Genomic DNA, 21,313 nt, shown 5'->3' with positions numbered 1-21,313 from the left:
CCTAATGTCTAACTTCTAATTACGAAGCGGCTTTCCCTTCTGCAGCATGTGCTGAATTCGTTCAAGGGTTTTTCTTTCGCCGCAGAGTTGCAGGAAGGTTTCCCGTTCAAGGTTCAGCAGGTACTGTTCGGTAACTTGGGTAGGTTCTGATAGATTACCGCCAACCATCACGTAGCCGAGTTTGTCAGCGATTTTCTTGTCGTGTTCGGAGATGTAATTTCCGGCGAGCATCTGGTCGGTTCCTACGTAGAACATTCCGAGCGCATCTTTACCTAAAACAGTCACTTTCTGCTCGATAGGCTGCGTGTAACCGTGTTCGGCAAGTGAAAGCGCGAGCATTTTGGCAGTTTTGATCTGTCGGTTTTTATCAACCACTACCAGATCTTTATGTTGCTCCAGAATTCCCATATCGTAAGCTTCATAAGCGGAAGTCGCCACTTTGCCCATTGCGATATTCATGAAAGCATCGCGCAAACGGTTGGTTTTCACGTCATCTTTGGTGAATTCGCGCGAAGTTCTTAAAGTAAGTTCCTTCGTACCGCCACCTCCGGGAATAACGCCCACACCGGTTTCTACGAGGCCGATATAGGTTTCCGCGGCGGCAACCACGCGGTCCGCATGCATCGTCATTTCGCAGCCACCGCCAAGGGTCATGCCGTGTGGGGCTACCACCACCGGAATGGACGAATAACGCACGCGCATCATTGATTTCTGGAAATAAGCGATCGCCATATTCAGGTCGTCCCAATCCTGCTCGATGGCCATCATCAGGATCATTGCGAGATTAGCTCCGACAGAGAAATTCGCGCCCTGATTTCCGATGACAAGACCGTCATATTCCTTTTCAGCGAGGTCGATAGCGCGGTTCAGACCGTCCAGAACTTCGCCGCCAAGTGAATTCATTTTTGAGCGGATCTCGAAATTGATGATTCCGTCACCCAAATCCTGAATCGCAGCACCCGAATTGCTCCAAAGTGTTTTGTCTTTTCTGATATTATCGAGGATAATGAAAGCGTCCTGCCCTGGAATGTTTTCGTAAGATGATTTGTTTTGGTCGAAGAAAATTTTATGGCCCTGCTCGTTTACTTTATAGAAAGATTCCACGTTTTTCACCCAGTCTGAAACTTCGTAACCGGCTTCTGTAGCGAGTTCGATACCTGTCTGAACGCCAATGGCATCCCAGATTTCAAACGGACCGTTTTCCCAGCCGAAACCGGCGCGCATCGCATCGTCAATTTTGTAAACTTCATCCGAAATTTCAGGCACTTTGTGCGAAACATACGCGAAAAGCGCCCCGAAAGATTTCCGGTAAAGCTCGCCAGCCTTGTCCTTACCACCGATCAATACCTTAAAACGGTCAATCGGTTTGTCGATATTTTTAGTAAGTTCTAGCGTCGGGAAGTTGCTTTTTTCCTGAAGTTCGTACTCCATCGTGTCGAGATTCAGGCCATGAATCTCAGATTTTCCTTCGGCATTTTTAATTTTTTTGTAAAAACCCTGTTGCGTTTTCGAACCTAACCATTTGTTATCCACCATTTTCTGGATATACTCGGGAAGTTTGAAAACATCATTGGAATTTGAAGCTTCCACACCGCTTGCGCTGATGCCGTTTGCTACCATCACCAATGTATCAAGTCCCACCACATCGGCAGTTCTGAAGGTTGCGGATTTCGGGCGCCCGATCACCGGACCGGTCAGTTTATCAATATCCGTTACCGAAAGTCCCAGATCCTTCACCGAATGCAAAAGGTTCATCATCGAAAAGACCCCGATTCTGTTGGCGATAAATGCCGGAGTATCTTTGGCTAAAACAGTCGTCTTTCCAAGCATTTTTGCGCCGTAATCCATGTAGAACTGGGCGATTTCAGGATTGGTATCTTTAGTAGGAATCACCTCCAGAAGCGGCAGGTAACGCACCGGATTGAAGAAGTGCGTACCGGCGAAATGCTTCCTGAAATCATCGCTGCGACCTTCTACCAGCATGTTGATCGGAATTCCGGACGTGTTGGAAGAGACTAAAGTTCCGGGTTTTCTGAACTGCTCGATTTTTTCGTAAACCGATTTTTTAATATCGAGTCTTTCTACGACTACTTCGATGATCCAATCTGTATTTTTGATTTTCGGAAGGTCATCGTCGAAGTTTCCGACTTTAATCCTGTCCGCGAATTTCGGCGAGTAGAGGAGTGCCGGGCTGGCTTTTTTAAGTTTCTCGAAATTTTCAGAAGCAATTCTGTTACGTACCGCCTTGTCGTCTTTGGTAAGACCTTTTTTCTGTTCCGTTTCGTTCAGTTCAAAAGGGACGATATCGAGCAGCGAAACCTCCACCCCAATATTGGCGAAGTGCGCGGCGATACCGGAACCCATAATTCCTGAACCGAGAACCGTGACATGTTTGATTCGTCTTTTCATTCTTTTTCTATTTTTTAATATTTAATTCGTTGGCAATCTGTAATATATCCGACATTACTTCTTTGAATACCTGAAGTTTGTCCGGAGCGATTTTTTCGGCTACCGCCCTGTTGAAATTCACCACAGCTTCTTTAGATAAGTTACGGCTGTTCAGGCCTTTATCAGTCAGTTTGATGATAACTTCGCGCTTATCTGTAGAAGTCTTTTCCTTATAAATATATCCGTTGTCTTCGAGAAGTTTGATGATTCTAGTCAACGAAGTAGGCTCGATCGCCATTTTGGGACCCAGATTAGTGCTTCGGGTGCCTTCTTTTGGGTCAATTTTAAGGAGGGTGAGTGCCTGTACCGCAGTAGCATCGTGATCTTGGGCGAGGTCTGAGTACATCTTGGATACAGCCAGCCAGGTAGATTTTAATACAAGATCAATATTCTCTACCTTTTCAACAGTTTTTGTTTCCATAATTTTCTTTCAATCTTTATACTCAAATATAACAAAAAATTACTATGCATGCATAGTAATTATGGTGTATTGTCTATGTGTTTGATTATCAGCGTTATAAATGATATGATTTGCATAAGAGAAATAGTTCTTATGCATTTAAAAACATTAAAATGTGCTGATTTATAGGTGTTTTGACAGAATATTTGAAATATCTGTAAAGGATGTGCATTTATAATGAATCTCTGAAGATTCTATTTCCCAAATATTACTGTGAAAAGTGAATTTAAGGTCAGATAAGTTTTTTTTGAAGTTTTTCTGAAGGAAAGAATAGAGCATTTCCTTCTCCATTTCAGGGGCTGAGATATGTGGTGGAACAAAGGCGTCATCCATCTGGAAAAGTCGTCCATTGAGCAGTTCGTTGTGTTTTAACAAGATTTCTTCGGCAATTCCTGTTTCAAGATTTTTGTTGTGTATGATCCAAATTTTATCTGCAAATTCCTTCGCCAGCCGCCAGTCATGACTTGAAAATAAGATGAGCTTGTTGTGTGTTTTCGCAAGGGACCGTAGAAGTTTCAGGATGTTTATTTTGTTTTCTTCGTCCAAATGCGTGGTTGGCTCATCAAGGATGATCATTGGCGAGTTTTGAGCTAAGGCTCTCCCAATGAAGGTTTTCTGTAGATTTCCGTCTGAAAGTTGCTGCAGGCTGAAATTTTTATACTGTTGAAGATTCAGATCATGAATCAACCGTTCCACTTCATCATCATCCTCTTTTGTAAGTTCGAAGTAATACGGGTAGTGTAGATATTTCCCCAGCGACACCAGATCTTTCACTGTATAATTGGCCGGAATTTGTGCCTTTGAGAATACCATCGCGATCTGTGCTGCGATTTGCTTGGACGAGAGGGTTTTCAGTAAGCTATTTTTTAGGTAAATTTCACCTTTTAATAAAGGGATTTGGTTGAGGATGCTCTTTAGCAGCGTTGTTTTCCCGACACCATTGTTACCAATCAATAAGCACACTTCGCCCAGTGCCAGCGAAGTATTTGCCTTACTTATTAAAGCTTCCTTATGACCGAAAGTAGTATCCTTAAGTTCCAGAAACATATCAATGGCTTGTTTTACTGTGGTTTAACATCATGGTAAGGATCACGGGGATGCCAAATAAAGACGTAATCACGTTCAATGGGAATTGTGAAACCTCTGAAATAACTGAAAATACCTCCATTACCAACACTCCTAAAATCATGTTTAAAATCCATTGATGCCAAAGTTTGGACGGATTGTAAATCATTCTACAGAAATGAGGCACCACAATCCCGATAAAGAGAATAGGTCCTAAAAAAGCGGTAACAGAAGCAGAAAGCACAGATGAAGCAATGATAACCAGATATTTAAGTAAAGTAAGATTCACCCCGACACTCTGCGCATAGCTGTTGCCTAATGCGCTGCCAATCAATGGTTTAATAGTTTTGAAACTTAGCAGTAAACCAACAAGCACCATGATGGCCAAGACGGTGATTTGGTTACCAGAAACCTGATTATTGGCGCCAAAACTCCACAACACATAATTCTTAAGATCCTGATTATCCGCATAGAACTGCAATACCGAAACAATGGCGCCAGCCAAGGCTGAAATCAGGAACCCAAAGATAATAAGGAAAGATTTATCTGCGAAGCGATTCGAGAAGGCGATAAGTACCAGCATCAGCACCAGCGCGCCTGCGATGGCAGTGATACTGATGAAGCTGTTCTGCAAAAACATCGGTAAGGAGAGGTCTTTAGAGAAGAAAATATAGAAAGCCACGCTGAGGCTGGCTGCAGATGTAATACCCAGCACAGATGGACCGGCAAGTGGGTTCTGAAAATACTCCTGCAACAGAAACCCAGAGGTAGGAATGGCCAGACCTGCCAACATAACAGCCAAAATACGGTGGATACGCAACTCGGCAATCTGCGAATTTTGTGATGCTGAGGAAAAGAAATCAGCTACTGAAAGTGTTAAAAAACCAGTATTCAAATTCACAAAAACAGCTGCAAGGACCGCCACAACTAAAAAAAAGCAAATCGTTCTGAACCGAATACGCATTGTTTCCAGCTAATGTTGTTGGGTTATTTACCGAAAGAATTTATTTTACTGCTCAGCATTTCTTTACTCATCATTCCGATGGTTTCATCGGTTTTATCGCCTTTGCGCATGAAGGTAAACGGGATGGAACCGCCGTCCCACTGCTTGAAATTCGCTGGGAAGAACTCTGGTGTCAAAGTTTCTGGGTTTATAAGCACCGTATTTTCCGACATTTGATGCGCTTCAACAAACTCTTTCACCTTGGTGGGCCAGTCCTCTTTCACGTCTAAACCTACAAAGGTAAATTTCACTGGCTGTGATTTAGTTTCCTGCATTTTCTCTCTGAAATGAGGGATTTCACGAACGCACGGGCCACACCAAGTTGCAAAAAAGTTGGTGATATATAAAGTGTCATTGTCTTTTTTCGCAAGCATTTCCGACATCTCCTTTACATTAAGTTCTACTTGCTGATAAGGGATGATGTCCGGTGCCTCAGTTTGGGTAATTGTAGCTGTATCAGTTGCAGAGATTTCGTTGGTTTCGGTAAGGCTGTTTTCTTTTTTACAGGCGGTTAATGCTGCAAAAGTCATCATACCGAGGAATATTTTTTTCATTTTATTTTTACTATTTTTGAAACAATAATGTTATGGAAAAACTAGTACCTAGAGCGAACCAGGCAGCCTTTCATCGGCTAAAATTAACGAAAAAGCAGCTACTGACCAAAAACACTTTCGCGTTTGAATTTGAGGTTCCGCAGGAATTGAAACCAAATTTCAGGTTTGACGCCGGGCAATATGTAACGCTCAGATATGCATCGAAAGGACAGGTAGTTCAGAATGATTTTTCAATGACTTCTGCGCCGCATGAAGAGAATATCGCGTTAGGAATAAAGATTGGCTCGGATGAAAGTTCTACCAAGGACCTTTATTATGATGTTGAGACTGGGGATTATGTAGAGGTTTCTGAGCCGCAGGGACGTTTCACCCTGATCTCAAAGCCCCACGAGTTCCGTACAATACTCGGATTTGCTGGTGGTATTGGCATTACCCCGCTCATCAGTCATTTCAAACATATCCTGCACCAAGAACCGCGCACGCGTCTTTTCCTGTTTTACGGCAATAGAAAGTCAGAGGAAATCGCATTTAAACAAGACCTCGATGCACTGGTTGATAAATACGGTGACCGGCTGCAGATTTATTATTTCTTCTCGCGCGAAGAGGCTGGCGACCACCTTTTCCAGGGCCGGTTGGATGAGAAAAAACTGCACCTGATCATTAATCAAATTCTTCATCTCGATGATACTGATGAAGAATCTACCATTTGGGATGCCGTGGATGAAGTGCTGATTTGTGGTAAAGGTGAAATGATAAAATCTTTGGCGAATGCCTGCTATAACAATGGGATCCCGAAGAAGAATATTCATTTTGAACTGTTTCAGGAGTATAATGAGGATATTTATCCGGTGGAAAAACAATTTCCGGTGATTGAAAACATTGCTGTCGAATTTCAACTGTTCAATAATACCTACGTCACCCAGTTGCCAAATAACCGTACCAAATTGTTGCAGCAGTTGCTCATACAGGATTTCCCGGTTCCGTATTCTTGCAAATCGGGCATCTGCGGAAGTTGTGTCTGTACTTTAGAGGAAGGTGAAGTTGAACTTCTAGATAATGAATATCTTACGGAGAAAGAAGAGAAATCGGGGCAGATCCTGGCGTGTATGTCGGTTGTCCTGAGTGATAAAATTAAAGTAAATTTTGATGTGATATAAAGCGCAAAAGTAAATTTGAAGAAAATACTCGACATATTTAAGTTTTTTTTCATTCTGATAGAATGCGGTGTACTACTGATGATTTTGGCCAATATCTGGGTATTTGCGCTTACCAATGGCCGTACGTTCACCAAAATATCAAAGATTCCACCGCGAGAAACCGCCTTGGTGCTGGGTACTTCACCACGTATGAAATCGGGCGTATCCAATCCTTATTTTACTGCCCGGATGGATGCTACCGCTTTGCTTTATCACCACGGTAAAATCAAGAAGATAATCGTCAGCGGCGAAAAAAGTCCTGGTTATGATGAACCTTTCGCGATGAAGAATTACCTTGTCTATCAGGAAGGCGTGCCTGAAAACATCATTACCGAAGACCCTAAGGGCTTCAAGACGCAGGCAAGCATCAATAACTGTAAAAATGTCTTCAAACAGAATGATGTGATTATCGTATCACAGGGTTTCCACAACCTTCGGGCGCTGTTTTATGCAAGGAACAACCAGATGAACGCGCTGGGCTTTGATGCGCAGGATGTGCTGGCAAACCGCAGTTATTACAGAAACCAGTCGCGCGAATTCTTGGCGCGTGTGCTGGCCGTTGTTTATTACATTTTCGGTATCGAACGAAAGAGCAGCATGCCATAAAATTTATTAAAATGCGGCACCGGACGTCCCAAAAACTGCCGCTAAATCTTATCTTTGCAAAAATTATAAATTATGCTCGTAATCGGAATTGCCGGCGGAACAGGATCAGGAAAAACCACTGTCGTAAATAAAATCCTGCAACAACTTAATGCAGAAGGGGTAAATGTACTTTCTCAGGACAATTATTATCATGATAATCCCCAACTTACATTGGCCGAGCGGGAAGTCCTTAATTACGATCATCCGAAATCTATTGATTTCGACCTGCTGATAAAGCATGTGAAAGCCCTGAAAACCGGCGAAACCATCGAACAGCCCATCTATTCCTTCGTTACACATTCGCGTACGGGCGACCATGTACTCATCGAACCGAAAAATGTACTGATCGTAGAAGGGATTTTGGTGCTTACCAATGCTGAATTACTGAAAGAATTTAACCTCAAAGTATTTGTACACGCAGATTCTGATGAGCGTTTGATCCGCAGAATCCGTAGGGATACACAAGAGCGCGGCCGCGACCTACAGGAGGTGTTGCACCGTTACCAAACCACGCTTAAGCCTATGCATCAGGAATTTATAGAGCCTTCAAAGAATGAAGCAGACCTTATTGTCCCGAACATGAAGCAAAATACTGTCGCCATTGATTTTCTGTCAACCGTTATCAATAACACGCTGAAAAAGTCCCACGTGTCATGAGTGAACTCATCAAAGATATAAAGCCAAAAACCCGTGCCTTCCGCCTGTTCCAGAAGTATATGCTCAATAAATATTTCATAACGGTGGCACTTTTTATGGTGTGGATGACTTTCTTTGACAGCAATTCGTTCCTGGTCATCAACGAAATGAACGGCGAGATCAGCAAATACGAGAAACAACTGGCGTATTATAAAGAAGAATATCAAAAAAACGATGAGTTCTACAAAAAACTGATGAACGACAAGCAGGAAAAAGAAAAATACGCCCGCGAAAACTACTTTATGAAAAAACCGAATGAAGAAATCTTTATTCTGGTGGTTGACAGCACACAATTGAAAAAAACACCTTAATATGTTTGGTAAAACTTCACTTCAAGATTGGGAAAAACTCGTACAGCAACAGCTGAGAACAGAGGATATTTATTCGGTGCTCAGTAAAGAGAATCTCGAAGGGATTTCCGTAAAACCTTATTATGACTCGGTAAAACAGCCTTTACCTACACTCCCGAGGATTGAAGAATCTACCCAACTGGTCGCGCCTTATCTGCCGGAATCCGAAGAAGGGATTTTCGCCTACCTGCTTGATGAGAATGTGGAGAACCTTACCGATAAATCTTTGTTTATCAACAATAAAGACCTTGCCGAACATGTGGCGGTACAGGATGAGAACCTTTATTTTTCACTCGTTAATATTTTTTCTGAAGACGAAACCGGCGAACTGAATGAGCAATTAGGCAAGGAACTTTTGGCTAAATCTTTTGAAAGGAATATTTGCGTTGACGTTTCTCTACATCAAAATGCAGGGGCGTCTATGGTGCAGCAACTCGCGTTTGCGCTGGGCAAAGCAAAAGAAGTAGCCGAAACATTCGGACCGGAAGTGTTCAGCAAACTTATTTTCCGTTTTGCCATCGGTACAGATTATTTTCTTGAAATCGGTAAGATTCGCGCTTTTAAACTCCTGTTCCGGCAGCTTACCGCAGAATATGGGTTGAATGAGTGGCCATATATTTTTGCAGAAACCACCCAGCGCAATAAAGCTGTACACGATCCTGAAAACAACCTGATCCGTTCCACCATTGAGCTTTCCGCTGCCATGATTGGTGGTGCAGACGCGGTTTTCAGTCACCCATACGACCTATCGGCTAACAACGTTTCTTCACAGGAAATTTCTTTCAAGCAGCAGATTGTTTTAGCGTATGAAAGCATCATCAATGTCTTCGATGATGCTGGTAACGGCAGTTACTATATCGAAGAGGTTACGCGCCAACTGGCAGAGAATGCATGGCAACTTTTCCTTCAGATGGAGGAGGAGGGTGGTTATTTGCAACTCCTCAAAACCTTTAAAATACAGCACATGGTTTACGAGCAATCTGTCCGCGCACAACAGTGGGTTGAGGAAGGTAAAACCAAACTGATCGGCGTCAATCTGTATCCGCAACTGAAAAAAACAAGAAACGTGGAAGATTTGTATGATAGGAACCTCATCAAACCGGTACGCCTTTCTGAAATGTTCGAATAATGGGTTATGAAAATATTAGATACTGATATTCAGGCTTATATCAATGCAAATCTTCATGTGGATTTGCATTCTTTGTTATTGAAGAAATCCCCTTTTCCGGACGTGCCGATGTCGCAGATTGTACAGCAGATCAAAGGCAAGAAAATAGCGCAGAAGAAATTTAGTTTTCTACTCAAAGAAGGGATAATATTCCCGCCTCATCTGAATTTGGAACAGGCTTCGTCGCAGGTCACCGCTGAATATAAAGCGCAGTTGTTACAAGGGCAGAGTTTTGTGGATCTGACCTCAGGTTTTGGGATTGACGCATATTTCCTGTCGCAAAGATTTTCTTCGGTGACTTTGGTCGAAAGAAATCATGAACTTCTCGGAATTGTAAAACACAACTGGGATATACTAAACCGAAAAGCCAATTTCATACATAATGAACTGGAGGATTTTTTAAAAGAAAACACACAGACTTACGATGTAGTCTATCTGGATCCGGCGCGGCGCGGCAACGATGACCGCAAGAAATTTCTTTTGGAAGACCTTTCGCCAAATATCCTTGAAATACAGTCGCAATTACATCAATGCGGGCAGTTGATCATGGTTAAACTTTCTCCGCTGATTGATGTTTCCTACCTTCTCTCGGTGCTTCAAGACATCTCTGAAGTACATATCATTGCGGTCCGTAACGAAGTGAAAGAGCTTCTGGTGATTATAAGACCGCGGTTGAAAGTTGATGGCATCAGCATCACAGCTATCAACCTAGCGAGTGGCGAGCCGGCATTCAATTTTCAGTACGGCGAAGAGCAGATTGCCATTGCTGAATATTCATCACCGCTGAAATACCTTTATATCCCCAACAATGCGATATTGAAATCCGGCGCATTCAATTTAATCGCAAAACGTTTCAAACTGAAAAAACTACATCCGAACACCCATTTTTACACATCAGAAATGTTAGTTAATGAGTTTCCTGGTCGCGTACTTGAAGTGGCGGCAATTGATGCAAAGGAGCTGCGCAAAGGTGAACGCTACAACATTATTTCGCGCAACCATCCGCTTACGCCAGAGCAGATCAAGCGTAAATATAAAATTACCGATGGCGGAAATGCGTACCTCATTTTCACTCAAACCATAGACGGAAAAAAAATAATTTTAAAATCTACAGGATATTGAGGCGATATTTTTGTGGAAAATCGTAATATTTATTACTTTTGAGGCATCAAAAATTCTATATGAGAAAAATATTTTTAGGTTTAGTAACTGCAGGACTGGTCTTAAGTTGCCAGAAAGTTCAGGAAGGCTCGAACAAATCCATCATGAGGTTAGATCATTCTAAAACCGGAGATATGGGTTTACCTTATGACCCCGCAGCTCAGAATGGTGAGCGGGTTCACAGCGCTGCCTCTACCACATCCAAAAGTGCATTTGCCACAGACTCTATCCGTACAGCCCCAATCGAGGAGGTAAAGGTTTCTGCGGACAGCACCAAGAGCGCCGCAGCTTCTCACTAAGCCCATCACATAAAAATACCAGATGTCTTGCTAATGCAGGACATTTTTTTTATTTTTACAAGATATCTTCGTTTAAAATCAAACAACATAAAATGCAAGAAACCCTCAATTACATCCATGAAAATAAGCAGCGTTTCGTAGATGAACTTTTTGGTCTGCTGAGAATTGCTTCTATTTCTGCCGACCCTGCGTACAAAGACCAGGTACTGAAATGTGCTGATGAAGTCGCCACACACCTCCGTAATGCCGGTGCGGATGCCGTGGAAGTTTGCCAGACCGAAGGTTATCCTATCGTGTACGGTGAAAAAATGCTGGATCCTAACCTGCCAACAGTGCTTGTTTATGGTCATTATGATGTGCAACCACCAGATCCTTTGGATTTATGGAAGAAGCCGCCTTTTGAACCTTATATTGAAAAAACCGACCTCCATCCTGATGGTGCCATCTTCGCGAGGGGTTCCGCTGATGACAAAGGACAGTTTTTCATGCATGTGAAAGCATTTGAGGCCATGATGAAAACAAATTCGTTGCCCTGCAATGTCAAGTTTTTAATCGAAGGTGAAGAAGAAGTAGGATCGAAAAGCCTTGAAGCATTCGTAAAACAGCATACCGAGAAGTTAAGCTGCGATACCATCCTTATCTCCGATACGCACATTTACTCTAACGAGCAGCCAACAGTAACTACCGGGCTGCGTGGCCTAAGCTATGTGGAGGTAGAGGTGGAAGGCCCGAACCGCGATCTACATTCAGGCTTGTACGGCGGCGCTGTGCCAAATCCCATCCATGTACTGTCAAGGATGATTGCTAAACTGATTGACGAAGACGGTCACATCACCATCGATGTTTTTATGATAATGTAGAAGTAGTTTCTGCAGAAGACCGCGCTGAAATGAATAAACTTAAGGACAATCCTGAAAGCTTCAAGCAGTCTATCGGCTTGAGCGGCGTGGAAGGTGAGAAAGATTACACTACTTTAGAGCGTACATCCATTCGTCCTACGCTGGATTGCAACGGAATCTGGGGCGGTTATACAGGTGAAGGCGCCAAGACGGTGATCCCAAGCAAGGCTTTCGCCAAGATTTCAATGCGACTGGTACCGTACCAGACACCGGAAGAAATTACTGAAAAATTCACCAGGTATTTCGAGAAAATCGCGCCGGATAATGTAAAAGTGACTGTTCGTCCGCATCATGGGGGTATGCCTTATGTGCTTCCAAGCGATACGAAAGAATTTGCGGCGGCTAAAAAAGCCATGGAAACTGCCTTTGGAAAAGAGGTGCTGCCATATAGAAGCGGCGGTTCCATCCCAATCACGGCGATGTTCGAGAAAGTGTTGGGTGCAAAATCTGTTCTGATGGGCTTTGGTTTGGATTCTGATGCCATACATTCCCCGAACGAGCATTACGGACTTTACAATTTCTATAAAGGCATTGAAAGCATACCGTTATTTTTTGAAAACTATGCAAAATCTTAAAGCTGATTTGTTGTAACCGGTACAAATCTATTTAATTAATTTTATAAGACGCCTCAGGAATGGGGCGTTTTTATTATCTTTAAACACAAAAAATAATTATATGCATACAGATAAAGTTGCCTACATTACAGGTGGTACCAAAGGTATCGGGTACGGGATAGCAGAAGTACTGTTGCGTGCAGGCATTAAAGTAGCAGTTTCCGGAAGAAAACTGGAAGACGCGGAAGCCGCTGCACGACAACTATCTTCTGATGAAAGCAAAGTGCTTGGCCTTGCATCGGATGTCAGAAACTTCGAAGACGAAGTAAAAGCGGTACAATCCATACAGGATAAATTTGGCCGGTTAGATTTTGTTATCGCTAATGCTGGCCTAGGGATCTTCAAACCCGTGGATGAAATGTCTACAGATGACTGGCAGGCGATGATCGACACCAATCTTACCGGGATCTTTCATACGCTGAAAGCCTCGGTAGAAGAATTAAAGAAAACCGAAGGCTATTACATTTCCATTGCAAGTCTTGCGGGAACCAATTTCTTCGAAAAAGGCGCAGGTTATAATGCTTCCAAGTTCGGGGCGGTAGGCTTTACACAGGCCGCCATGATCGACCTTAGAAAATACAACATCTAAGTATCGACCATCATGCCTGGCTCGGTATCCACGCATTTTAACGGCAATGAGCCTTCAGAGAAAGATGCCTGGAAGATTCAGCCGGAAGACGTGGGTGAGCTTATCCTTAATATCTTTAATATGAATCCGCGAACGTTACCAAGCAAAATTGAGATTCGTCCTTCAAAACCTAACGGTTAAATTATGTAACAAATATTAAAAGCAGCATGATTACTATGCATGCATAATATATATTTATTAATTTAGCAAAAACATCATTCATAAAATCATTAAAGATCAAACAAAAACAAATCAAAGCATGAAAATATTAGTTTGCATCAGTAGTGTACCCGATACTACATCTAAAATTAACTTTACAGCAGATAAGTCTGCGCTGGACAAAAACGGAATACAGTGGGTTATCAACCCGCTTGATGAGTTCGCTTTAACCAAAGCAGTTAAACTTCAGGAATCTGGTGCTACTGTAACCGTCTTGAACATCGGTGACGCCACTACAGAACCCGTAATCCGTAAGGCATTAGCCATCGGTGCCAATGAAGGTATCCGTGTAAATACCGAGCCTAAGGACAGCTATTCTGTGGCCAAGGAAATCGCAAATGTTGCCCAAAACGGTGGTTACGACCTTATCTTGTGCGGAAAAGAATCGCTGGATTATAACGGCGGTGCCGTACCGGGGATGGTGGCGCAATTGCTTGGTCAGCCTTTTGTAAATGCCTGTGTAGGACTGGAGGTGAATGGGACTGAAGCTACCGCAGTACGCGAGATTGAAGGTGGGAAAGAGACGATTTCTGTTAAACTTCCGGCCGTTATCGCTGGTCAGAAAGGTCTGGTAGATGAAAAGGATCTCATCATCCCGAACATGCGCGGCATCATGTCGGCACGTACCAAACCTTTACAGATTCAGGAAGCTGCAGGCGCAAACGTAAAAGTAGAAGGCGTGTCCTTTGATGCGGTGCCACCAAGGGCAGCCGTAAAAATGGTAAGTCCGGACAATCTGGATGAACTGGTTCGTTTACTACATGAAGAGGCTAAAGTTATCTAATTTAATCAAATCCAAAAAATACAGAAATGGCAATATTCGTATATGCAGAAAATATAAACGGTATTTATAAGAAAGCAGCTTTTGAAGCGGTGTCTTACGCCAAAGCGGTTGCGCAGGCAGCAGGCGATACGGTAACCGCAATCACAGTGAACCCAACGGATGCTTCCGACTTACTTTATAAATATGGTGCAGACCAGGTTATACACATTAAAGATGACGGACTGAAAAACTTCAGTGCAAAAGCTTACGCGCAGGCATTAAATGAAGTGGCAAACGGTGAAATCATCGTTTTCCCGCACACCACAGATGCGTCTTCCGTGGCGCCGATGTTAGCCGTGATGAAAGACTATTCACTGATTACCAATGTGTTGGAAGTTCCTGAAAGCACCTCGCCTTTCCAGGTGAAGAGAAAAGCCTTTTCAGGTAAAGGATTTATGCATGCAAAAGCAACGGCCGCCGGTGTTATCCTGACTGTTTCTCAAAATGCATTTGGCGTAAAAGAAAATCCTGCTTCCGGGACTGAAGAAGTTAAAAACCTCACCATTGCAAATGAAGATACAAAAGTGCTTTCGCATGAGCAAAGCTCAGGAAAACTAGATCTGAAAGAAGCTGAAGTAGTCGTTTCTGCCGGAAGAGGAATGAAAGGGCCCGAAAACTGGGGAATGATCGAGGAACTGGCGAACGTATTGGGTGGGGCCACAGCCTGTTCGAAGCCTGTATCTGATATCGGTTGGCGCCCACACGCTGAACACGTAGGGCAAACTGGTAAAGCCATCGCACCGAATTTGTACATTGCAGTAGGTATTTCAGGCGCCATTCAGCATTTAGCGGGCGTTAATTCATCCAAGACTATTGTAGTTATCAACAGCGATGCGGAAGCTCCTTTCTACAAATCTGCGGATTATGGAGTGGTAGGTGATGCTTTCCAAATCATCCCAGAACTGACCAAGAAAATCAAAGCGATTAAAGGATAATAATTAAGTTTTAAATCAGTAAAAGGAAGCGTTGGTAAATCCAGCGCTTCTTTTTGCATTATAATTTTACTTTCTTAATGAATTTAATGAACTAAGAATCTTCTTTATTTGAAGTGAAAGCAGCATCATCTGCGTAAAGACGCTGTAAACTGCCTTCAATTTTCTTCAGTAAATATTGATGTGCTGTAGCAACTTAGGGTTTATCCAAATCCGTGTCCCAAAACTTCAATAAAAACTCTTCACAAATCGTTTTTAATAATGATTTTTTGCAGGATTGCCTTTAAAAATAAATGCAAATCTAAAAAATCAATTATATTTGTATCCATGGATTACCAAAGACTTACCATACGCGGAATTTCTTACAGCCAAACCCAATCTGGAGCCTACGCGCTGCTGCTGGAGCACGAAGAATCGAATGTGAAATTACCCGTAGTTATAGGGAACTATGAAGCACAGGCCATCTCTCTGGGGCTGGAGAAAGACATACATCCGCCGCGCCCGCTTACCCACGACCTTTTTACCAAATTTGTAGTGTCTGCCAACTTTTCTTTAGTATCAGTCATTATTTATCAGATAGTTGACGGCGTATTTTTTTCAAACCTGAATTTCAAAAATAATATTACCGCTGAAGAACTTATCTTAGACGCCCGAACTTCTGACGCGGTAGCCATGGCCGTTCGCTTTAACGCACCTATCTATACGACTCCGCAAGTCCTCAGCGAAGCCGGCATTTTGCTTGAACTTGAAGAGCCCACTGCGGAAGAAAATTTCGACAACGCCGCTAATGAAGGCGACCTGACCTCTTTACCGATGGAAGATCTGCAAAAACTACTGGAAGACGCCGTGAAGGAAGAGGATTTCGATGCTGCTATGGAAATACAGAACGAAATAAAGCGCAGAAACAAGAAGATTGAATAACTTTATACCTAAACTATGAATTTGAAATTACGTCTTACGATCCTCAGTTTTCTGCAGTTTTTCGTATGGGGCGCGTGGCTTACCACTTTGGGAACTTATGGCTTTGCTTATAAACAATGGAGCGGGGCAGAGTTTGGCGCTGTGTTCTCTACCCTTGGGATTGCATCGGTTTTTATGCCCGCACTTATGGGCATCATCGCGGATAAATGGATAAACGCGGAGAAACTGTACGGTACCCTGCACATCCTCTACGGCACAACGCTTTTCCTGCTGGCCAAAACTAACGATCCCACTACCTTCTTCTGGATTCTATTAGTTGGGATGTGTTTTTATATGCCGACACTGGCACTGTCGAACTCTATTTCATATAAATTACTTAAAGACAGTGATTATGATGTGGTAAAAGTGTTTCCGCCGATTAGGGTTTGGGGAACAATAGGCTTTATTGTGGCCATGTGGTGCACCAATATTTTCAGTGATGAGCAGTCATTCTCACAGTTTGGGATTAGTTTCGGACAATCCGTAGCTGATTTATTCGGCAATTCACTGAATGCCAACCAGTTCTACTTTGCCGGAATGTTTGCGATAGGTTTAGGGATCTTCTCTTTCTTCCTCCCGAAATGCCCACCACCAAAACTCATCAGTAAAGATGCGACACTTTCCCAGAAACTGGGCCTTGACGCGTTTAAACTGTTTAAGCAGAAGAAAATGGCACTTTTCTTCATCTTCTCGATGCTATTAGGTGCGGCGCTGCAACTGACCAACATGTATGGTGATACCTTCTTGAAAGATTTTGGGACTATAGAAGCTTTTAAAGACTCGGCGGTGGTACAGTACTCGACTATGATTATTTCTATATCGCAGATTTCAGAGACACTGTTTATATTGGCTATCCCGTTTTTCCTGTATAAATTCGGCATCAAGAAAGTGATGTTGATCTCGATGTTTGCTTGGGTCCTGCGTTTCGGATTCTTTTCCTTGGGTGCGCCGGAAGGTTTCGGTTTGCTGCTGATTCTCCTTTCAAATATAATCTATGGAATGGCTTTCGATTTCTTCAATATCTCCGGTTCGCTTTTTGTAGAAAGCACGACTGACAGTAAAATCCGTTCTTCTGCACAAGGGCTTTTTATGATGATGGTAAACGGTTTCGGCGCCATCTTGGGAAGTTCGGTGAGTGGCTGGTTGATTTCGGGTTATTTCACCGACAGTACAGGCCTGAAGATGTGGGATGAGATTTGGTTCGTATTTGCCATTTACGCTTTGGTAGTCGCAATTGCATTCGCCATCCTCTTTAAACACAAACATGACCCGAAAGTTGTTGCCGAACTGAAACATTAATAAACGCTACAATTATTATAAAAACACACTTCATACAAGTGTGTTTTTTTTGTAATTTGGCCTACTTTAAAATAATATATAAAGATATGCAAGAAGTATTTATTGTATCCGCTGCACGTACCCCCATGGGGAGTTTCCTTGGGAGCCTTTCTACTGTGCCGGCTACTAAATTAGGTGCAACCGCCATCAAAGGCGCGTTAGATAAAATAAATCTTGACCCCAGCCTTGTACAAGAAGTTTACATGGGCAACGTATTGCAGGCAGGGGAAGGGCAGGCACCCGCAAGGCAGGCAGCCTTGGGAGCAGGTCTTTCAAATCAAACTCCTGCTACTACGATTAACAAAGTATGTGCTTCTGGTATGAAAGCGGTGATGATGGCTGCACAATCCATTAAAGCCGGAGATCAGCACATTATCGTAGCTGGTGGTATGGAGAATATGTCGCAGGTGCCACATTATTATAACGCACGAAACGCAACCAAACTAGGTGATGTAAAAATGCAGGACGGGATGGTGCTGGATGGCCTTACCGATGTGTACGAAAAAGTACATATGGGCGTGTGCGCAGAAAAATGTGCTGCCGAGCACCAATTCAGTCGGGAGGATCAGGATAATTTCGCTATCGAATCTTACAAACGTTCAGCAAACGCCTGGAGTGAAGGGAGGTTTAAGGATGAAGTAGTTCCAGTCGAAATTCCGCAGCGTAAAGGCGAACCAATTGTCTTTTCAGAAGATGAAGAATATAAGGCTGTAAATTTCGAGCGAATTTCAACACTACCCACTGTTTTTCAAAAGGAAAACGGTACGGTAACTGCCGCAAATGCCTCTACACTCAATGATGGTGCTTCTGCGCTGATCTTGATGTCTAAAGAAAAAGTGGAAGAACTTGGGTTGAAGCCTTTGGCGAAAATTATTTCTTATGCCGATGCAGCCCATGAGCCTGAGTGGTTTACTACGGCACCCGCAAAAGCACTTCCTGCCGCTTTGAAAAAGGCAAACCTGGAGGTTTCTGATATTGATTTCTTCGAGTTCAACGAAGCATTTTCTGTAGTAGGATTAGCCAACAACAAAATCTTGGGATTAGATGCCGCTAAGGTTAACGTGAACGGTGGCGCTGTATCATTAGGTCATCCGCTGGGCAGTTCCGGCTCCAGAATCATTGTAACACTGGTTAATGTACTGAAACAGAATAACGGCAAATACGGCGCGGCAGCTATTTGTAATGGCGGCGGTGGTGCCTCTGCGATCGTTATCGAGAACGTACAGTAATTACCCAATTATTTTCCTTTAACCATTAAGAATATTCATGGAAATTTCATCATGTTCTTAATGGTTTTTTTATTTTTGTTCATTAAAATCTCAGAAGCAATGCCCGAAAACGACCGTCTGAACACACCGGAAATCAAAAACAACCCTAAAATAATGAAAGCATGGTCTTTCTATGACTGGGCAAACTCGGTGTATTCGCTGGTAATTACCTCTACCATTTTCCCGATATATTATTCTATTTTAACTACGGCAACGGAAAAGACAGAATATGTACAGCAGACTGGGCAGTGGATCAAGGTGCCAGTACGCCACATGATTACCATTTTCGGCAAGCAGTATCAGCCAGACGCGATCTATGGCTATTCACTGACTATCTCGTTTCTTATTGTAGTACTGTTGTCGCCGATTCTGTCGTCGCTTGCGGATACCATTGGTAATAAGAAATCTTTCTTACAGTTCTTCTGTTATCTTGGTGCCACTTCATGCATGGGACTGGCGATGTTTACAGGGATGCAGAACGTTTTTCTCGGGCTTTTGTTCAGTATTACGGCAAGTGTAGGTTTTTGGGGCAGCTTGGTGTTCTATAATTCATTCCTTCCGGATATTGCCACGCGCGATAAGCAAGATGCACTTTCGGCCAAGGGGTATGTGTACGGTTACATCGGATCTGTGGTATTGGTAGTCATCTGTTTAATCTTGATTCAGGTATTGGCAAAAACACCCGAAGAAGCGAAGCTTTACACCCGTATTTCTTTCTTATTAACTGGTGCATGGTGGTTTGGTTTCTCGCAATATACATTTAAACATCTGCCGCAGTTCGGTACTGTTCATAAGCAGTTACCTAAAGATCTGGTATTGCTGAACTACAAAAACATCTTTAAGAAACACGCGGAGCAGGGTGGTTTTTGGGAAGTTTTGAAGGATAATATCAGTTTTTACAAAGATGTCGTAAAGGAAAGTTTCAATGAACTCTTCAAGGTCGGACATACGCTTTTTGCTGACCGCAACTTAAAGTTTTTTCTCTCCAGTTTCTTTTTTTATAGTGTGGGGATGCAGACCATTTTTTTAATGGCGACGCTTTTTGGTAAAAGTGAAATTAATCTCGCACAAGACAAACTGATCCTCACTTTACTGCTTATACAGATTGAAGCGATTATCGGCGCGCTTATTTTCTCGCGTCTTTCACGGGCGATTGGTAATAAAAATGTAATTTCAATTGCGATTATTTTGTGGATCGTAGCTTGTCTATCCGCATATTATCTGAACAAAGAAAACCCGAACGTAGAATATCAGTTTTATGGCATTGCAGCGATTATCGGTCTGGTAATGGGCGGTTTGCAGGCCATGTCGCGTTCAACCTATTCAAAGTTGCTACCCGAAAATTCGATGGATAACACCACTTTCTTTAGTTTTTATGATGTTCTTGAAAAACTAGCGATTATTTTAGGAACTTTTATTTTTGCTACGATGATCGAAAAGTACCATAATATGCGGTTTTCGGCTTTATCTATGTCTGTGTTTTTCTTTGTCGGTCTGGTACTTATACGTTTCCTAAAAGTATCTGTATCCAAAACTAAGTCTTAATCAGGATTGGCTGCATTTTTGATTCATCAGAAATTATAGCAGATTTTTTGTAATTTTGCAACAGGATCTCAATAGATTAATTAAACCATGACCAATCCTTTATTTTACGCCAAAATCCTGCTGTTCGGTGAATACGGAATCATCGAAGACTCCCAGGGGTTGACCTTGCCCTACAGTTTTTATAAAGGTGCCCTGAAATTTTCTGACCTTACGGAAGATTTCGAAAAGAAATCAAATATTTCCTTGGCGAGATATTGCGATTACCTTAAAGACCTAAGACTTCCGGAGAATTTTGGTTTGGACACTGCGCGGTTCAAGCAAGATATTGAAAACGGACTTTTCTTTGATTCAAACATTCCGCAGGGTTATGGCGTAGGAAGTTCAGGGGCGTTGGTCGCTGCTATTTTCGAGAGATATTCATTGAAAAAATATGTGCCTGAAAATATTTCAAAAGACGAACTAAAGGATCTTAAGAAAGTCTTTGGCACACTTGAAAGCTATTTTCATGGCAAAAGTTCAGGTATTGATCCACTGATTTGTTATATGAATCTGCCTATTTTAATTGAAAACCGCGAGAATGTTGACCGCGTTGCCATCCCTCAAGGCAAAGAAGGTAAAGGCGCTATTTTTCTTATAGATTCTGGCATTACGGGAGAAACCGGCCCTATGGTACAGATTTTCTTTGAAAAAATGAAGACGGAAGGCTTCCGCAAGACTTTAAAAGAAGAGTTTATACGATACAACAATGCCTGTATTGACGCTTTTTTGAAGAAAGAAATGACGCCGCTGTTCCGGAATTTAAAAAACCTGTCGGTTTGGGCGTATGAACACTTTAAGCCGATGATTCCGGAGAGTATTTATAATATTTGGAAAAAAGGCCTCGACACCAATGCTTACTACCTGAAACTGTGTGGCAGTGGGGGCGGAGGCTACATTTTAGGTTTCACACGCGATTATGACAAAGCGGAAAAAATGCTTTCCGGATTTCAAAAAGAAGTAATTTACAGGTTTTAACATTCAGGTCGGGACAATTCAACTGCTT

The 21,313-nt window shown here is 42.6% G+C and carries 19 protein-coding genes and 2 pseudogenes; 16 read left to right on the top strand and 5 right to left on the bottom strand.

From position 1 onward, the window contains the following. Nucleotides 1-15: 15 nt before the first annotated feature. The 5 genes from CO230_RS06995 to CO230_RS06975 form a co-directional block, all read right to left on the bottom strand. Complete coding sequence (locus tag CO230_RS06995) at nucleotides 16-2,409, bottom strand: 3-hydroxyacyl-CoA dehydrogenase/enoyl-CoA hydratase family protein (protein ID WP_122027944.1); 2,394 nt, start codon at nucleotides 2,407-2,409, stop codon at nucleotides 16-18. Nucleotides 2,410-2,416: 7 nt separating this feature from the next. After that, nucleotides 2,417-2,869 carry a MarR family winged helix-turn-helix transcriptional regulator gene (locus CO230_RS06990; protein ID WP_122027943.1) on the bottom strand — a complete coding sequence of 151 codons (453 nt, stop codon included), beginning with the start codon at nucleotides 2,867-2,869 and terminating at the stop codon, nucleotides 2,417-2,419. Nucleotides 2,870-3,031: 162 nt separating this feature from the next. Next, nucleotides 3,032-3,955 (bottom strand): ABC transporter ATP-binding protein, encoded by a 924-nt coding sequence (locus tag CO230_RS06985; RefSeq protein ID WP_122027942.1) that lies wholly within the window; start codon nucleotides 3,953-3,955, stop codon nucleotides 3,032-3,034. 1 nt (nucleotide 3,956) lies between these two features. Continuing rightward, on the bottom strand, nucleotides 3,957-4,937 hold the full coding sequence (locus CO230_RS06980) for an iron ABC transporter permease (RefSeq protein ID WP_122027941.1): 981 nt from the start codon (nucleotides 4,935-4,937) through the stop codon (nucleotides 3,957-3,959). 23 nt (nucleotides 4,938-4,960) lie between these two features. Further along, a complete protein-coding gene (locus CO230_RS06975) occupies nucleotides 4,961-5,530 on the bottom strand; it encodes a TlpA family protein disulfide reductase (RefSeq protein WP_122027940.1) in 570 nt (189 codons plus the stop codon). A gap of 32 nt (nucleotides 5,531-5,562) precedes the next feature. Between CO230_RS06975 and CO230_RS06970 the strand changes: the two genes are divergently transcribed. From CO230_RS06970 to CO230_RS06895, 16 genes and pseudogenes are all read left to right on the top strand, one after another. Further along, nucleotides 5,563-6,687: a 2Fe-2S iron-sulfur cluster-binding protein gene (locus CO230_RS06970; protein ID WP_122027939.1), complete on the top strand. Its 1,125-nt coding sequence runs from the start codon at nucleotides 5,563-5,565 to the stop codon at nucleotides 6,685-6,687. A 15-nt stretch (nucleotides 6,688-6,702) separates the two neighbouring features. Further along, nucleotides 6,703-7,332: a vancomycin high temperature exclusion protein gene (locus CO230_RS06965; protein WP_410492836.1), complete on the top strand. Its 630-nt coding sequence runs from the start codon at nucleotides 6,703-6,705 to the stop codon at nucleotides 7,330-7,332. A 72-nt stretch (nucleotides 7,333-7,404) separates the two neighbouring features. Then, complete coding sequence (gene udk, locus CO230_RS06960; protein ID WP_122027937.1) at nucleotides 7,405-8,028, top strand: uridine kinase; 624 nt, start codon at nucleotides 7,405-7,407, stop codon at nucleotides 8,026-8,028. Beyond that, nucleotides 8,025-8,378 carry an FtsB family cell division protein gene (locus CO230_RS06955; RefSeq protein ID WP_122027936.1) on the top strand — a complete coding sequence of 118 codons (354 nt, stop codon included), beginning with the start codon at nucleotides 8,025-8,027 and terminating at the stop codon, nucleotides 8,376-8,378. The genes udk and CO230_RS06955 overlap by 4 nt, the downstream gene beginning before the upstream one ends. A gap of 1 nt (nucleotide 8,379) precedes the next feature. After that, nucleotides 8,380-9,546 (top strand): methylmalonyl-CoA mutase family protein, encoded by a 1,167-nt coding sequence (locus CO230_RS06950; protein ID WP_122027935.1) that lies wholly within the window; start codon nucleotides 8,380-8,382, stop codon nucleotides 9,544-9,546. A gap of 6 nt (nucleotides 9,547-9,552) precedes the next feature. After that, nucleotides 9,553-10,707, top strand: coding sequence for a class I SAM-dependent methyltransferase (locus tag CO230_RS06945; RefSeq protein ID WP_122027934.1), 1,155 nt, complete (start codon nucleotides 9,553-9,555; stop codon nucleotides 10,705-10,707). Nucleotides 10,708-10,766: 59 nt separating this feature from the next. Further along, nucleotides 10,767-11,045 (top strand): hypothetical protein, encoded by a 279-nt coding sequence (locus CO230_RS06940; RefSeq protein ID WP_122027933.1) that lies wholly within the window; start codon nucleotides 10,767-10,769, stop codon nucleotides 11,043-11,045. A gap of 92 nt (nucleotides 11,046-11,137) precedes the next feature. Then, nucleotides 11,138-12,519 (top strand): annotated as a pseudogene (locus CO230_RS06935) (dipeptidase). A gap of 100 nt (nucleotides 12,520-12,619) precedes the next feature. Continuing rightward, nucleotides 12,620-13,327: pseudogene (locus CO230_RS06930) on the top strand (SDR family oxidoreductase). Between the two features lie 118 nt (nucleotides 13,328-13,445). Further along, the gene (locus CO230_RS06925; protein ID WP_122027932.1) at nucleotides 13,446-14,189 is read left to right on the top strand and encodes an electron transfer flavoprotein subunit beta/FixA family protein; all 744 of its coding nucleotides are present in this window, start codon (nucleotides 13,446-13,448) and stop codon (nucleotides 14,187-14,189) included. A gap of 26 nt (nucleotides 14,190-14,215) precedes the next feature. Next, entirely contained in the window at nucleotides 14,216-15,163 is a 948-nt protein-coding gene (locus CO230_RS06920; RefSeq protein ID WP_122027931.1) for an electron transfer flavoprotein subunit alpha/FixB family protein, read from the top strand. Between the two features lie 324 nt (nucleotides 15,164-15,487). Next, nucleotides 15,488-16,081: a bifunctional nuclease family protein gene (locus CO230_RS06915; RefSeq protein WP_122027930.1), complete on the top strand. Its 594-nt coding sequence runs from the start codon at nucleotides 15,488-15,490 to the stop codon at nucleotides 16,079-16,081. Nucleotides 16,082-16,096: 15 nt separating this feature from the next. Beyond that, nucleotides 16,097-17,419 (top strand): nucleoside permease, encoded by a 1,323-nt coding sequence (locus CO230_RS06910; protein WP_122027929.1) that lies wholly within the window; start codon nucleotides 16,097-16,099, stop codon nucleotides 17,417-17,419. Between the two features lie 86 nt (nucleotides 17,420-17,505). Then, nucleotides 17,506-18,687: an acetyl-CoA C-acyltransferase gene (locus tag CO230_RS06905; RefSeq protein WP_122027928.1), complete on the top strand. Its 1,182-nt coding sequence runs from the start codon at nucleotides 17,506-17,508 to the stop codon at nucleotides 18,685-18,687. Nucleotides 18,688-18,786: 99 nt separating this feature from the next. Beyond that, nucleotides 18,787-20,271, top strand: coding sequence for an MFS transporter (locus CO230_RS06900; RefSeq protein WP_122028919.1), 1,485 nt, complete (start codon nucleotides 18,787-18,789; stop codon nucleotides 20,269-20,271). An 87-nt stretch (nucleotides 20,272-20,358) separates the two neighbouring features. Beyond that, nucleotides 20,359-21,285 (top strand): mevalonate kinase, encoded by a 927-nt coding sequence (locus CO230_RS06895; protein WP_122027927.1) that lies wholly within the window; start codon nucleotides 20,359-20,361, stop codon nucleotides 21,283-21,285. The last annotated feature ends 28 nt before the right edge of the window (nucleotides 21,286-21,313 follow it).

Origin of the sequence: Chryseobacterium sp. 6424, from assembly GCF_003692615.1 — a bacterium.
Lineage (GTDB): Bacteria > Bacteroidota > Bacteroidia > Flavobacteriales > Weeksellaceae > Kaistella.
This window is presented reverse-complemented; position numbering and strand designations above follow the sequence as displayed.

What these genes read in the sequence shown, in the direction of transcription:
- CO230_RS06915 (WP_122027930.1), top strand. Translation starts at nt 15,488, where the DNA reads ATGGATTACCAAAGACTTACCATACGCGGAATTTCTTACAGCCAAACC.
- CO230_RS06905 (WP_122027928.1), top strand. Translation starts at nt 17,506, where the DNA reads ATGCAAGAAGTATTTATTGTATCCGCTGCACGTACCCCCATGGGGAGT.
- CO230_RS06995 (WP_122027944.1), bottom strand. Translation starts at nt 2,409, where the DNA reads ATGAAAAGACGAATCAAACATGTCACGGTTCTCGGTTCAGGAATTATG.
- CO230_RS06940 (WP_122027933.1), top strand. Translation starts at nt 10,767, where the DNA reads ATGAGAAAAATATTTTTAGGTTTAGTAACTGCAGGACTGGTCTTAAGT.
- CO230_RS06900 (WP_122028919.1), top strand. Translation starts at nt 18,787, where the DNA reads ATGCCCGAAAACGACCGTCTGAACACACCGGAAATCAAAAACAACCCT.
- CO230_RS06975 (WP_122027940.1), bottom strand. Translation starts at nt 5,530, where the DNA reads ATGAAAAAAATATTCCTCGGTATGATGACTTTTGCAGCATTAACCGCC.
- CO230_RS06945 (WP_122027934.1), top strand. Translation starts at nt 9,553, where the DNA reads ATGAAAATATTAGATACTGATATTCAGGCTTATATCAATGCAAATCTT.
- CO230_RS06925 (WP_122027932.1), top strand. Translation starts at nt 13,446, where the DNA reads ATGAAAATATTAGTTTGCATCAGTAGTGTACCCGATACTACATCTAAA.
- CO230_RS06990 (WP_122027943.1), bottom strand. Translation starts at nt 2,869, where the DNA reads ATGGAAACAAAAACTGTTGAAAAGGTAGAGAATATTGATCTTGTATTA.
- CO230_RS06950 (WP_122027935.1), top strand. Translation starts at nt 8,380, where the DNA reads ATGTTTGGTAAAACTTCACTTCAAGATTGGGAAAAACTCGTACAGCAA.
- CO230_RS06980 (WP_122027941.1), bottom strand. Translation starts at nt 4,937, where the DNA reads ATGCGTATTCGGTTCAGAACGATTTGCTTTTTTTTAGTTGTGGCGGTC.
- CO230_RS06955 (WP_122027936.1), top strand. Translation starts at nt 8,025, where the DNA reads ATGAGTGAACTCATCAAAGATATAAAGCCAAAAACCCGTGCCTTCCGC.
- udk (WP_122027937.1), top strand. Translation starts at nt 7,405, where the DNA reads ATGCTCGTAATCGGAATTGCCGGCGGAACAGGATCAGGAAAAACCACT.
- CO230_RS06910 (WP_122027929.1), top strand. Translation starts at nt 16,097, where the DNA reads ATGAATTTGAAATTACGTCTTACGATCCTCAGTTTTCTGCAGTTTTTC.
- CO230_RS06920 (WP_122027931.1), top strand. Translation starts at nt 14,216, where the DNA reads ATGGCAATATTCGTATATGCAGAAAATATAAACGGTATTTATAAGAAA.
- CO230_RS06970 (WP_122027939.1), top strand. Translation starts at nt 5,563, where the DNA reads ATGGAAAAACTAGTACCTAGAGCGAACCAGGCAGCCTTTCATCGGCTA.
- CO230_RS06985 (WP_122027942.1), bottom strand. Translation starts at nt 3,955, where the DNA reads ATGTTTCTGGAACTTAAGGATACTACTTTCGGTCATAAGGAAGCTTTA.
- CO230_RS06895 (WP_122027927.1), top strand. Translation starts at nt 20,359, where the DNA reads ATGACCAATCCTTTATTTTACGCCAAAATCCTGCTGTTCGGTGAATAC.